Origin of the sequence: Staphylococcus sp. HMSC068C09 (assembly GCF_001813735.1) — a bacterium.
GTDB lineage: Bacteria > Bacillota > Bacilli > Staphylococcales > Staphylococcaceae > Staphylococcus > Staphylococcus hominis.
On sequence record NZ_KV813753.1, the window covers coordinates 306,678 to 320,686 of the forward strand.

Annotated in this window: 11 protein-coding genes and 1 riboswitch; of the genes, 7 read left to right on the forward strand and 4 right to left on the reverse strand. The window is 30.1% G+C overall.

Features of this window, described 5'->3' with window-relative positions:
• Nucleotides 1-24 precede the first annotated feature (24 nt).
• A riboswitch (Lysine riboswitch) is annotated at nucleotides 25-200 on the reverse strand.
• A gap of 272 nt (nucleotides 201-472) precedes the next feature.
• Nucleotides 473-2,077: an ABC-F family ATP-binding cassette domain-containing protein gene (locus tag HMPREF2930_RS03970; RefSeq protein ID WP_017174704.1), complete on the reverse strand. Its 1,605-nt coding sequence runs from the start codon at nucleotides 2,075-2,077 to the stop codon at nucleotides 473-475.
• A 148-nt stretch (nucleotides 2,078-2,225) separates the two neighbouring features.
• Here HMPREF2930_RS03970 and cvfB point away from each other — a divergent pair, with 148 nt between their 5' ends.
• The 6 genes from cvfB (at nucleotide 2,226) to phoU (ending at nucleotide 8,003) form a co-directional block, all read left to right on the forward strand.
• The gene (gene cvfB / locus HMPREF2930_RS03975; protein ID WP_017174703.1) at nucleotides 2,226-3,122 is read left to right on the forward strand and encodes an RNA-binding virulence regulatory protein CvfB; all 897 of its coding nucleotides are present in this window, start codon (nucleotides 2,226-2,228) and stop codon (nucleotides 3,120-3,122) included.
• Nucleotides 3,123-3,355: 233 nt separating this feature from the next.
• Nucleotides 3,356-4,306, forward strand: a complete 951-nt coding sequence (locus HMPREF2930_RS03980; RefSeq protein WP_017174702.1) for a PstS family phosphate ABC transporter substrate-binding protein — start codon at nucleotides 3,356-3,358, stop codon at nucleotides 4,304-4,306.
• Nucleotides 4,307-4,493: 187 nt separating this feature from the next.
• Nucleotides 4,494-5,420 carry a phosphate ABC transporter permease subunit PstC gene (gene pstC, locus HMPREF2930_RS03985; RefSeq protein WP_017174701.1) on the forward strand — a complete coding sequence of 309 codons (927 nt, stop codon included), beginning with the start codon at nucleotides 4,494-4,496 and terminating at the stop codon, nucleotides 5,418-5,420.
• Nucleotide 5,421: 1 nt separating this feature from the next.
• Nucleotides 5,422-6,342, forward strand: a complete 921-nt coding sequence (gene pstA / locus HMPREF2930_RS03990; RefSeq protein WP_037541016.1) for a phosphate ABC transporter permease PstA — start codon at nucleotides 5,422-5,424, stop codon at nucleotides 6,340-6,342.
• 77 nt (nucleotides 6,343-6,419) lie between these two features.
• Complete coding sequence (gene pstB, locus HMPREF2930_RS03995; protein ID WP_017174699.1) at nucleotides 6,420-7,346, forward strand: phosphate ABC transporter ATP-binding protein PstB; 927 nt, start codon at nucleotides 6,420-6,422, stop codon at nucleotides 7,344-7,346.
• A gap of 6 nt (nucleotides 7,347-7,352) precedes the next feature.
• A complete protein-coding gene (gene phoU, locus HMPREF2930_RS04000; protein ID WP_017174698.1) occupies nucleotides 7,353-8,003 on the forward strand; it encodes a phosphate signaling complex protein PhoU in 651 nt (216 codons plus the stop codon).
• Between the two features lie 99 nt (nucleotides 8,004-8,102).
• Here phoU and pepF read toward each other — a convergent pair whose 3' ends face one another.
• The gene (gene pepF, locus HMPREF2930_RS04005) at nucleotides 8,103-9,911 is read right to left on the reverse strand and encodes an oligoendopeptidase F (RefSeq protein WP_017174697.1); all 1,809 of its coding nucleotides are present in this window, start codon (nucleotides 9,909-9,911) and stop codon (nucleotides 8,103-8,105) included.
• A gap of 167 nt (nucleotides 9,912-10,078) precedes the next feature.
• Here pepF and HMPREF2930_RS04010 point away from each other — a divergent pair, with 167 nt between their 5' ends.
• On the forward strand, nucleotides 10,079-10,423 hold the full coding sequence (locus tag HMPREF2930_RS04010; RefSeq protein WP_017174696.1) for a membrane protein: 345 nt from the start codon (nucleotides 10,079-10,081) through the stop codon (nucleotides 10,421-10,423).
• 78 nt (nucleotides 10,424-10,501) lie between these two features.
• Here HMPREF2930_RS04010 and HMPREF2930_RS04015 read toward each other — a convergent pair whose 3' ends face one another.
• Both HMPREF2930_RS04015 and HMPREF2930_RS04020 read right to left on the reverse strand, forming a co-directional pair.
• Nucleotides 10,502-11,515 carry a siderophore ABC transporter substrate-binding protein gene (locus tag HMPREF2930_RS04015; RefSeq protein ID WP_017174695.1) on the reverse strand — a complete coding sequence of 338 codons (1,014 nt, stop codon included), beginning with the start codon at nucleotides 11,513-11,515 and terminating at the stop codon, nucleotides 10,502-10,504.
• Nucleotides 11,516-12,747: 1,232 nt separating this feature from the next.
• Nucleotides 12,748-14,007, reverse strand: a complete 1,260-nt coding sequence (locus HMPREF2930_RS04020) for an aminoacyltransferase (RefSeq protein ID WP_070597246.1) — start codon at nucleotides 14,005-14,007, stop codon at nucleotides 12,748-12,750.
• Nucleotides 14,008-14,009: the final 2 nt, after the last annotated feature.

Here is a 14,009-nt window from a genome sequence, read left to right on the forward strand (position 1 = left end):
GTGCGAACTTGCTCGTAATTTATATACAAGTGATGCACTCCATTATTAAATAATAATGACAAACTCTCAGCTCTTAACCACAAAGTCCAACGAACGCTTACTGCGGTTGCAATTCGTTTCGGCATCGCACCCTTTCTATATTAGCCGTGGCAGACAGTGTTCTAATATATACTAATGATTGATGCGCCTCATCAATTTCTTATTCAATTACTATGTTTTTAATTATACATAAGCACCTTTTAACTGTAAACCGATTATTGTGATTTTTTGAAATAAACTGAAAATTATTGAAGTAATATTACTGTTAAAGAAAAGAGATAGTAATAATAAGTAATTTGTATAAATAATAACAATAATTCGAAAATAATAGTATTTTATAAAAAAACTGTCGCTAAAGTTCGTTATTTAGCGACAGTGTTATGCATATTCTAAATTTTAAAAATAGAAGATGCTTTATTAAAATCCTATTATTTTAATTTTGTAACACACCAATTTCTTTTAGATATTCTTCATATGGCAATTCTTTAGATAAACTACCTGGTTGGTTTAAATCAATCACGCGATTAGCGATTGTGTTAATAAATTCAAAGTCATATGAAGTAAAGATAATTGATCCTTTGAATGAAGCTAATCCATCGTTAACAGCTGTAATGCTTTCTAAATCAAGATGGTTCGTTGGCTCATCAAGTAGTAAAACATTGGCACTTGAAAGCATCATTTTACTTAACATACAACGTACTTTCTCTCCACCTGATAATACACTTGCTTTTTTCTTAACTTCTTCACCGCTAAATAGCATACGTCCTAAGAAACCGCGTAAAAATGTTTCAGTTTGTTCATCTTCAGGAGCATATTGACGTAACCATTCAACTAAATTCATATCTACGCCTTCGAAGAAATCAGAATTATCTTTAGGGAAATAGCTTAATGAAGTTGTCACTCCCCATTTAAATGAACCTTCATCTGGTTCCATTTCACCAGCAAGTATTTTTAATAGGGTAGTTTTAGCAATTTCACTATCGCCAATTAAAATAGCTTTATCATTTGGATTCATAGTGAATGAAATATTATCTAAAACTTTTTCACCCTCAATTGTTTTTGAGATACCATCAACTACTAATAAATCATTACCAATTTCTCTTTCTGGGGTGAATTTCACATAAGGATAACGTCTTGAAGATGGTTGAATATCATCAAGTTCAATTTTTTCTAATTGCTTCTTACGACTTGTTGCTTGTTTTGATTTTGACGCATTCGCAGAGAAACGAGCAATGAAGTCTTGTAATTCTTTGATTTTTTCTTCTTTTTTCTTGTTTTGTTCTTGAGCCATTTTTTGAGCAAGTTGACTTGATTGATACCAAAAATCATAGTTACCAACATAGACTTTGATTTTACCAAAATCTAAATCTGCAATATGTGTACATACATTATTTAAGAAATGACGATCATGAGATACTACAATGACAGTATTTTCAAAGTTAATTAAGAAATCTTCTAACCAACTAATGGCAGGAATATCAAGACCATTGGTAGGCTCATCGAGTAATAAAACATCTGGATCTCCAAATAAACTTTGTGCCAATAATACTTTTACTTTTTGATTATTTTCTAACTCTGACATTTGCTTATCATGTAAATCTGGGGTAATACCAAGTCCTGATAGTAGGGAAGCTGCATCTGCTTCGGCATTCCATCCATTCATTTCAGCAAATTCACCTTCTAATTCAGCTGCACGAATGCCATCTTCATCACTGAAGTCAGGTTTCATATAAATTTCGTCTTTTTCTTTCATCACTTCAAATAGACGTTCATGTCCTTTTATAACTACATCTAATACACGTTCATCTTCATAAGCAAAGTGATCTTGTTTTAATACTGCTAAACGTTCATCTTTTCCAAGAGAAACATGACCCGTTTGTGAATCAATTTCTCCAGATAAGATTTTTAAGAAAGTAGATTTACCTGCACCATTCGCACCGATAAGTCCATAACAATTACCTTCAGTAAATTTAATATTTACATCTTCAAATAGTTTACGATCACCAAAACGTAAACTTACATCCGTAACTTGTAACATTCATTTACTCCTTTATTCATCGTTTATCTAACGCAAAAAATTATATCATATAATGTTCCTATATTCGACCTTATATCATTTATGCCAATGATACTTTATAAAACTCATGTTATAATACTTAGAAATAAACTGCTTAAAGGAGACAACTATGGCATTAGACAAAGATATCGTTGGTTCAATTGAATTTCTAGAAGTTCTTGGATTGGAAGGCTCTACTTATTTATTAAAAGGTCCAAATGGTGAACAAGTGAAGTTAAATCAGTCAGAAATCAATGAGGAAGATGAATTCGAAATTGGAGAAGAATACAGTTTCTTCATTTATCCAAACCGTTCAGGTGAATTATTTGCTACTCAAAATATGCCTGACATTACAAAAGATAAATATGATTTTGCAAAAGTATTAAAAACAGATAGAGATGGTGCAAGAGTAGATGTTGGTTTACCAAGAGAGGTGCTTATTCCATGGGAAGATTTACCTAAAGTTAAATCGTTATGGCCTCAATCAGGAGATTATGTATTAGTCACATTAAGAATCGATAGAAATCATCAAATGTTCGCACGTTTAGCTAGTGAAACAATTGTGGAAAAAATGTTTACACCTGTATCTAATGATGATATGCAAAATCAAGTATTAAAAGCAAGACCATATCGTTTATTACGTATCGGGACTTTTTTATTAACTGAGGATGGTTACAAAGTGTTTGTACATGAGTCTGAACGTAAACATGAGCCAAGATTAGGCGAAGCTGTAGAAGTACGTATTATCGGACATAATGAAAAAGGTGAATTGAACGGTTCATTCTTACCCCTCGCACATGAACGTTTAGATGAGGATGGTCAAGTTATCTTTGATTTGTTAGTAGAGTATGATGGAGAACTTCCATTTTGGGATAAATCAAGTCCGGAAGCAATTAAAGAAGTATTTAACATGAGTAAAGGTTCATTTAAACGTGCAATTGGTCATTTATATAAAAGAAAAATTATAAATATTGAAACTGGAAAAATCACATTAACTAAAAAAGGTAAAAGTCTTATTCAAGAATAATGAGTTCATGAAAATCGAGTTTCTTCCATATTATATAGATAGTTTAAAACCATTGAAAGGTCACACTTTCAGTGGTTTTTTTATGGATTTTATTTATATAAAACATAAGTTTTTTATAAATTAACAAAATATTTACAATTACTCTATTTTATATTAACAAAAGGTATGTAATATAAGCATTGTAAGAAATACATATAACATTTTGGGTTATCTATAATTAGGAGGATGTTTTAATGAAGAAATGGCAATTAGTTGGTACAACTGTTTTAGGTGCTACTGTTCTTTTAGGCGCATGTGGCGGTGGAAATAGTGGCGGCAGTGGTTCAGGAGATGGAAAAGACCTTAAAGGTTCTGCAAAAGGTGAAGGTTCATCTACTGTTGCTCCAATCGTTGAAAAATTAAATGAAAAATGGTCTAAAGATCATCCAAGCGCAACTATTTCATCTGGTCAAGCAGGTACTGGTGCTGGTTTTGAAAAATTCATCGCTGGTGAAACTGACTTCTCACAAGCTTCTAGACCTATCAAAGATGAAGAAAAACAAAAATTAGAAGACAAAAACATTAAATATAAAGAATTTAAAATTGCACAAGATGGTGTAACTGTTGCTGTTAATAAAGATAATGACTTTGTAAAAGAATTATCTAAAGATCAATTGAAAAAAATCTACAGTGGCGAAGCTAAAACTTGGAAAGATGTAGATTCTAGCTGGCCTAACAAAGAAATCAAAGCTTTCTCTCCAAACTCAAGTCATGGTACTTATGACTTCTGGGAAGAAGAAGTTATGGATAAACAAGATATCAAAGCTCAAAAAAATGGAGATACTAACGTTATCGTTCAATCAGTTGAGAAAAACAAAGAAAGTATTGGTTACTTCGGTTATAACTTCTATAAACAAAATAAAGATAAATTAAAAGAAGTTAAAATTAAAGGTGACGATGGTAAATCTGTAGAACCTACTAAAAAGACTATCCAAGATGGTTCTTATCCTTTAAGTAGACCATTATTCTTATATGTTAAAGAAAAATCATTAGAAGATAATGATGTTATGAGAGAATTCTTGAAATTCACTTTAGATGACAAAGGTAAATCAGCTGAAGATGCTGGATACGTTGCTTCACCAAGCAAAGTTTATAAAGATGAAATTAAAGAATTAGATAAATACAAAAAAGATTCTGACAAATAATAATCATTATTAATATAAAGGGCTGGGAATTAACAACTCATGTAACATTCATTTACATGAGTTGTTCAGGATATATACATGGGTGATTGTTAAAGTGTTTTAAATTAATTTGAACTCATTCGTTACCTGATAATTTCCTGCTCTTTTTTTAAAATCTATTGGGAGAAATAAAAAGAGAGGGTTATATATGGCTTCTAACACTAATGTTAGAGAGATGATAGCTAAAAATAACGCTAAAAAAGGTGGATTTTCTGATAAAATCGTGCCAATTATTTTAGGAATTATTGCTGCCATCTCTATTTTAACAACTATCGGTATATTATTTACATTAATCACTGAAACAATCACATTCTTTACACGTGTTTCAATTACTGAGTTTCTTTTTACTAAAGATTGGAATCCTACAAGTTCTGACCCTAAATATGGTATTTGGGCATTAATTCTTGGTACTTTAAAAATTACTTTCATTGGTACTTTAGTAGCTGTTCCTATCGGATTAGGCGCTGCAATCTACTTAAGTGAATATGCAAGCGATAAAGCAAGACGTATTATTAAACCTATTCTTGAAATCTTAGCTGGCATTCCAACTATCGTATTCGGTTTCTTTGCTTTAACTTTTGTAACACCTTTATTAAGAACATTTATACCTCAACTCGATAGTTTTAACTCTATCAGTCCTGGTATCGTGGTTGGAATAATGATTGTTCCAATTATTACAAGTATGAGTGAAGATGCAATGGCTTCTGTACCTAATAAAATGCGTGAAGGTGCTTTTGGTTTAGGTTCAACTAAATTTGAAGTTGCAACTAAAGTCGTATTACCAGCTGCCGCTTCTGGTGTAATTGCTTCAATTGTACTTGGTATTTCTCGTGCTATTGGTGAAACAATGATCGTATCATTAGCTGCAGGTAGTTCACCGACATCATCTTTAACATTAACAAGTTCTATTCAAACAATGACAGGTTATATTGTTGAAATTGCTACAGGTGATGCGACATTCGGTTCAGATATTTACTATAGTATTTATGCAGTTGGCTTCACATTATTCATTTTCACATTAATTATGAACTTAATTTCATACTGGATTTCTAAGCGTTATAGAGAGGAGTATTAATATGACAGCAACGACTGATCCAAGAGCTAAAGGTTTAGTTGACAAAAGTAAAGTCGAAAAAAACCTATCTAGTCGCGATAAAAAAAATAGTCTTAATAAATGGCTATTCTTTGCATGTATTGTATTTGCTTTAATCGTTCTTGCCGCATTACTGATTCAAACACTTGTAAAAGGTGTAGGACATTTAACACCTGAATTCTTTACAAGTTTCTCATCTTCAACACCATCACAAGCTGGGATTAAAGGCGCATTAGCTGGTACATTATGGTTAATGATTACTATCATCCCAATCTCTATTATCTTAGGTGTTGGTACAGCAATTTATCTTGAAGAATACGCACGCGATAATATGTTTACAAGTTTCGTTAAAATTTGTATTTCTAACTTAGCTGGTGTGCCTTCAATTGTATTTGGTTTATTAGGATTAACATTATTTGTACGTGGCGCTGGTATTGAATCATTATCTTTAGGAAATACTGTTATCGCTGCTGCTTTAACAATGTCATTACTTATCTTACCGATTATTATCGTTTCAAGCCAGGAAGCGATTCGTGCCGTACCTAATTCTGTAAGAGAAGCATCTTATGGTCTAGGTGGAAATAAATGGCAAACAATTAGAAAAGTGGTTTTACCCGCTGCTTTACCTGGTATTTTAACGGGATTTATTTTATCACTTTCACGTGCATTAGGTGAAACAGCACCATTAATCTTAATCGGTATTCCAACTATTTTCTTAGCAGTACCATCTGGTTTATTCTCAATGTTTACTGCTTTACCAACTCAAATTTATACTTGGGCTAAAATGCCACAAGCTGAATTCCAAAACGTGGCTTCAGCAGGTATTATCGTATTACTTGTTATCTTATTATTAATGAACGGTTTAGCAATTTTCTTACGTAATAAATTTTCTAGAAAATATTAAGCATTTTATTATTAAAGTTATTTGGGATAGAGAGAAAGATTTCTGCTTTCTCTCTTAAAATAAAAGGAGTTTTATATATGGCAAAAATCAACGTAGATGAAAAGAAAAAGAACATTGAACAACATACAAATGATGTTGTTGATCAACACTCAAATCACACTCATCCAACAAACGACAATCAGTCTCAAAAGACAACAATTGTAACAACTAATAGCGAAAATAAAAAAAATATTAAACCTGACAGTGAAAGAAAAGTAGTTTATTCAACTCAAAATTTAGATTTATGGTATGGTGAAAATCATGCTTTACAAAACATCAATTTAGATATCTTAGAAAATAATGTCACTGCTATTATCGGTCCTTCTGGTTGTGGTAAATCAACGTATATTAAAACATTAAATCGTATGGTTGAATTAGTACCATCAGTTAAAACTGCTGGTAAAATTTTATACAGAGAACAAAATATTTTTGATAACAACTATTCAAAAGAAAAATTAAGAACGAATGTAGGAATGGTATTCCAACAACCAAATCCATTTCCTAAATCAATTTATGATAATATTACTTATGGTCCAAAAATCCATGGTATTAAAGATAAAAAATTACTTGATGAAATTGTTGAAAAGTCATTACGTGGTGCTGCAATTTGGGATGAATTAAAAGACAGATTACATACAAATGCGTATGGATTATCTGGGGGACAACAACAACGTGTTTGTATTGCTAGATGTTTAGCAATTGAACCAGATGTTATTTTAATGGATGAACCTACATCAGCATTAGATCCTATCTCTACTTTAAGAGTTGAAGAACTGGTTCAAGAATTAAAAGAAAATTATTCTATCATTATGGTTACACACAACATGCAACAAGCTGCACGTGTTTCTGATAAAACAGCATTCTTCCTTAATGGTTATGTAAATGAATATGACGATACTGATAAAATCTTCTCTAATCCTTCAGACAAACAAACAGAAGATTATATTTCTGGTCGTTTTGGTTAATGCTTAATGAAAATTATTAGACAAAAATATGAAGGCCAATTGGACGATTTAATTAAAGAACTTCGTCGTCTTGGTCTTCGTGTTTATTCAAATGTTAACAATGCTATTGAATCATTAAGTGAAGATGATAGAAACTTTGCTAGACACGTCATTGAAAAAGATAAAGAAATTAACAAATTTGATTATGACATTAACGAACAAGTAATCATGTTAATTACGAAACAACAACCAATTGCTACTGATTTAAGAATGATGATGGCAGCTTTAAAAATTTCTACTGATTTTGAAAGAATGGGGGATAATGCTGCAAATATCGCTCATATTCGACTAAGAGTAAAAATTACAGATCATTATGTCTTAACACGTTTAAAAACAATGGGTAAACTTGCATTATTAATGTTAGAAGACTTAAATACTGCTGTTAAAAGTGAAGATTTAACATTGATTAAAGAAATTATCGAACGTGATAAAGATATTGATGATTTATACGTGAATATTGTTAACACAACTTATCTAATTGATAATGATCCATTTGTAGCTGGTCAAGCGCATTTAGCTGCACGTAACTTAGAAAGAGTAGGGGATCATGTAAGAAATATAGCAGAAAGTATTTATTATTACTTTACTGGTGAACATTTTGATAAATATGATCGTTAAACTACTTTATCGTTGATAGTTTTATTCAAACTAAAAAAATCAAAGTAAAGGAGTGAGACACGATTCATTTTGAATCGTGTCTCACTCCTTTATAATATATTAATTATGTTCAATTTCATTTGTAAGTGTTTCTACTTCATCTACTAATTCTGAAATATACGCAATAGTAGATTTAAGTGGGGCATTTGTTGTTATATCAACGCCTGCTACTTTTGCAAGTTCAACTGGATTTTTACTTCCTCCAGCTTTTAACGTTTCTAACCATGCATCGACTGCTTTTTGTCCTTCTTTTTTAATTTTTTGAGAGACCACTGTGCCAATAGTTAATCCAGCTGAATACGTATATGAATATAATCCCATATAATAATGTGGTTGTCTCATCCACGTTAATTCCATTCCATCAGTAAGTTCAACCGCATCACCAAAGAATTGTTCATAAACGTTTCTCATTAACTTATTAAGAACGGGTGCTGTTAAAGATTCACCGTTATCAACTTTTTTGTATACTTCTCTTTGATATGCTGCTTCCAGTAAATGCGTGACCATATTATGATAATATGTGCGAGATATAATTGAGCCAATCACCCATCGTTTAAACCGTGCATCATTACTATTACTAAATAAGTAGTTTGCCATCAGCATTTCATTCATTGTAGAAGGTGCTTCTACAAAATACATAGATGCTTCTGAATCTAATAAATGTTGATGTTTTTGTGACAATGTAAAATGACCAGCGTGACCCAATTCATGCGCTAATACGAAAGTTTCTGCCATTTTACCTGTCCATGAAATAAATACATATGAATGCGTAAAATAAGGGCTAGCACAATACGCACCAGTATCTTTACCTTTATTTTGAGCAAAATCAATCCATTGATGATTATAAGCATTATCAACCATTTTAATATAGTCATCGCCTAAAACACCTAAAGCACCGTGAATATATTGTTTTGAGTCTTCTATTGAAATATCTGGTTCATAACTAGGATCAACTGATATTTTTAAATCTTCAAATCGCATTTTATCTAAGTTATGAATTCTTTGCAGTATTTTAGCATATTTTTGCATCACAGGTGCTAAATCACTCATGATGACATCAATTTGTCTATCATACATTTCACGTGTAACTTCTTGTTCTTGTAGTAAATAATCTATAACAGAATCATAGCCTCTTAAATTAGCCTCAATTTTTTCTTGTTGTACATGTTGATTATATGTTGCAGCTGTTGTGTGTTGATATTTACGCAATGCATTACTAAAAGCTTCGAAACTTTTACGTCTAAACTCTGGATCTGAACTGTCTTCATACTCATTTTCAAAAGTTGCATAATCTAAAGGATACATTTCATGATTATGTTCAAACGATTCAAACGCAATATCAAGCATTTTAGTTGTTCCATAGAGTTCATAAGCACTTTGAAAAGTAGGCGACAAACTGGCAAGCACTTCTTCAACTTCTGAAGATAATTGATAAGGTTTACGTTTTATTAATTTTTCTAGATAATGAGGACTATTGAACTGCTCTTTTAGCTCTTTTAATTTATCATCAGAGAGTATCATTATTTCAGATTCAACAAATGATAATAAACTAGATATCTTACCATAAGATGTTGATAGTTTGGCATTTAATGTTTGCGCTAATTCATTTGTAGTATCAACACTTAATCTAAGTTCAGCATAATTACCTAATCGATCAAATTGTATAAGTAAGTCTTCATATTCTTTAAGTGCATCTAGAATAATTTTAGTTTCTGATAAATTATTTTTATATTTTTGATTAAATTGAGCGGATTTCTCTAATACATCATTTAAAGTATTATAAAATGCTTCATCATTCGTAAATAAATCTTCTAAATTCCATTTTTCATTATCTGGAACATGTTTTCTGAGTGGTAAGCCTGTGTTCATTTTATTCACTCCTAAATAGTTATTCTCATATATATTATACATAATATTATTTGTAAACTCAGTTTTAAGCCTTTAGTCTGAGTCATTTTAATAATTAAGAAGGTATAATTATTTATAAAAGTATTGTATATTACATATTATAAAATATAAAAGTTGAGGCGTTTTTTATGACGATATTTGATATGCCAAATTATCTTTGGATCACAATCCTAGCAATGATGGTATTAACTGTCTTTTGTACATTGGTACTGAAAAAATGGTTTTCAGCAGCAGTAATTACCTTCGTTGTTTTAGCAGTATTAGCTTTCTTTATTCCTAATTTTTATAATATAACGTTCCAGCCTTTATTAGGCTATGCCGCTTTTCTTGCCATTATCAGTTTAATGATTAGTTTCCTTTTATGGTATTTTACAAGAGGATGGCGCCGAGAACGTAAAGAAAAGCAATTGGAAAAAGAGATGAAAAAATATGATAACGACGAGTACATGTATCGTCGTCGTGATAGAAGATAAATATAAGGGAGTAGGATAGAATTCATTTTGAATTCGTTATCCCACTCCCATTTATATTTTTAATAGTGTATAAAAGGATTATTTTTTAAAGGCTTTTTCAATTTTGTTTAATTGATGAATAGTTGTTTCAATGCCACCTTCACTAAAATACCAAGCATTAGCTTCAAATTGATAGACTTGGTGATTTTTTATTGCTTTCATATCTTTTATCACTTGATTATTCAAAGCAGAAGGTAACGTTTTGTCATCCGCATTTTTAGTTCGATTAATTACAAACAATTTATCAGGATTAATTTTATTTAAATACTCATTAGTAACTATATTACCAGCTGAATTTGCTTTCATTTTAGGATCAGCGTGGTTAATTCCTAAATCTTTATTTAAGAAGCCTCCAAATCTACCAGTTGGTCCGAAGGCACTAATGCCTTTATCATCAACATTTAAAAGTAATACGGTATCTTTATTAATTACTTTTTTAGCCTCTTTCACTTCTTCACTTAATTTATGATTAAGTGCTTTTGCTTTTTCTTCTTTTTTGAAAATTTTACCAAACAATGTCGTATGTTCTTTAATTGATGAAATATAATTATCATTATCGGGACTAACAAATAAAATCTTAGCATTAGGCGCCGCTTTTTTCATTTCATCTATTGTTTTCGTATGTGCTTGTCTAAATGAAGCAAAGATAACATTAGGTTTTGATTTAGCTAATTCATCATAATTAGGTCTTCCTGGATTGCCTAGATTTGTATATTTACTGTTTTTAAATTCCGAAAGGGAAGAAGGCAAAAATGAAGCACCTTGTCCTTTAGCAATAGAAACTATTTTGTCTTGAAGTCCCATTTGCTGCATAATATCTAACGCGCCATAATCTAGTACTGCTACACGTTTCGGATTAACTGGTACTTTAACTGTTTCTGTTTTATTTTTGCCTCTACTATGTGTATGATTCTTATCCTTAAATTCATATGTATTTTTTACTGTAATGGTATCTTTACTAGATGAAGAATTTGAATCCGATTGCTTATCACATGCTGATAAGATTAAAATAACTGATAAAATTAATAGAATATATTTAAATGATTTTTGCATTTTCTAACCTCCTAGAAAGTATTATAATAGAAAATGATAATCATTATCAATTAAATATTTACATTTTATTATCTTATTTTACCTAAAATATTACATATTCCTTTTATATTGTTGGTGATTTCTTTAACATGTATATTAGACTTAAAATAAGTAGCCTTATTGACTTATTTGATGATTTTAAAAGGGGTATGTTGCTCATAATACTGGAAAGGTATATTTAGTAAAATCGTGTTAATAGACGAGACGATAGTCAAACTTATAAGAATGGATCACTTTTTATGATATTAAAGTCTTTCTTTGAAATAATTGTTATTAGAAATAATGGTTCCAATATCACCGATAATCTTTAAATTGATAAGGTAGAACAAAAGATATAAATTATTTATCTGCAAATTCATATGGTATCTTGCATTATGTAAACTAGCTAAGCATTCAATAATTGATTCATTACTATATTAATTATCAAAATAAATTATGTCACAAATATCGAACACTAAATTCATATTAGTATTTTCTACATTATATATAATACATATAATGTAGTTGATTTTTATCATAACAAATTATAACTAAGTCAATCATTTTAGATAGATCAATGTTAACCAAAGAATGATAACTAAAATATATCATTGAAGTGTCATTAAAATAGAATAGGTCCCCTGATCGTTATATATACAACTTCCTATAATATATATTATGTAAACTAAATTGTCGAAATCTGTATTTTTATATGAATATCTTCAATTTAAGCTTTTTAACACAATACAGATTATTTAAAGTTTTAATATATACCTTAACTCGTTTACATATGCCCATGCATTCTAATTTTAGTAGTATTTATTTAAAGTTATTTTTTCTACAGTTCGGTAATCATTATCTAAAGTATTGAATCATGGATATTGGCATTACGATTCATACAATCGTTCTTAATTATTTCTCAAAACAATCTAAAGCGGAATGATTCCAATTAGATTAGTTATTTAATGATATCATAACTATGTATTTATTATTCAAATTATAAAACACTATAAATTTCATTTATTATAAAATATTAAAAATAAATTTCTTTTGGTGTATCATTGATAAAAATAATTGATATGCTATTATTAATTTGTAGGATGCAACTTGTATTTACAACTTAGAATTTACCTACACTATTTATAATTAGTCTCTATCACTAATTATAAAAAAGCATACTGGCAAGATTGCCAATATGCTTTTTATTCTAATTGTTATTTTTTAATCTTCTTACGTATACGATTCAATGTTTTAAATAGCCAATATTTAGGTTTATTAATTGGTTTATAGAAATCCCCAATTAACTCCTCGATATACACATTAAACCCTCTTTTAAAGCGATAAACACCATAATCTTCACTATTTTCAGTAAAATCACCAGATAAACCATAAAAATTATATCGATCATATCCATGATTAAAGCAATAATTCATCATGAACCAATGCATCATATATGGTCCCATATAATTATTGTATTTTTCTGATGAGCCACCTGAGAAATAATTTACTTCATAAGCATTTGCAAAGTATACTCCAGAAGCTAAGTTTAAAATTTGTCCATCAGTTTGACGTAATTCACTTGCATGTAAGAGTTCTTTTTGGTCGTGTTCTATTTGTTTATCTAATTCAGCAATTTTTTTTAGCTGTTTGTCACTTTTATTTTCTTTAGACATCATTTGATCACGACGCGTTTCTTTATCATTTAAAGAGGTTTGCAATGATTTAATATAGTCATCTAAATCAATATATGCTAATGGCACTAATGCTTTATCGCCGTATGTATCTATAAAATTATAAAAATATTCATCTGTTTTTGATACAAAACCAGTACGTGCTTCTGTTTCACGATACAAGTCTAAGAAAATATTTAGTTCATCTCTTTTAAGAAATCTTACTTTTACTCCATAGTTTATCGCTTTATTTATATTTCTTTTACGTTGACTATCAAACTGCTTTTTCAATGATGCAGGTGTTTCACCTTTTAGATAATTTACGCCCATCCATCTCACTTGACTAGAGCGATCATATTTCGTAGTGAAACCATGATGTTCGTAACCATGTGATTTAAATAAATTAACTAAAGCATCATTTTTTTCGTGACCTTCTACCGAATTGATATCTTTATCGTAAATTTGATAAATCCAATATGGATCAAGTTTTACATATAAACATTGATGTTGGTGTAGGTATTTTTCTAATTCTCGTAGGTAAAAATCAACAAGACCTAAATCGGAATAATCCATCACTGGTCCACGATTTGAATAGTATACATAACTTCCCATAGTTGGAATTTTTGAGAAAAGACTTGCAGCAATCACTTTATTACTTTCATCTTTTACACCTAATAACACAACTTCAAATCCGTCATTTTCTCTAGTTTTTATATTTTCAGTAACTTGGAAGTAATGACTCTCTAATGATGGATTTTGTACGAAGGTTTCATATTCTTTAACTGTTAACTCTGTAAATTTCATAT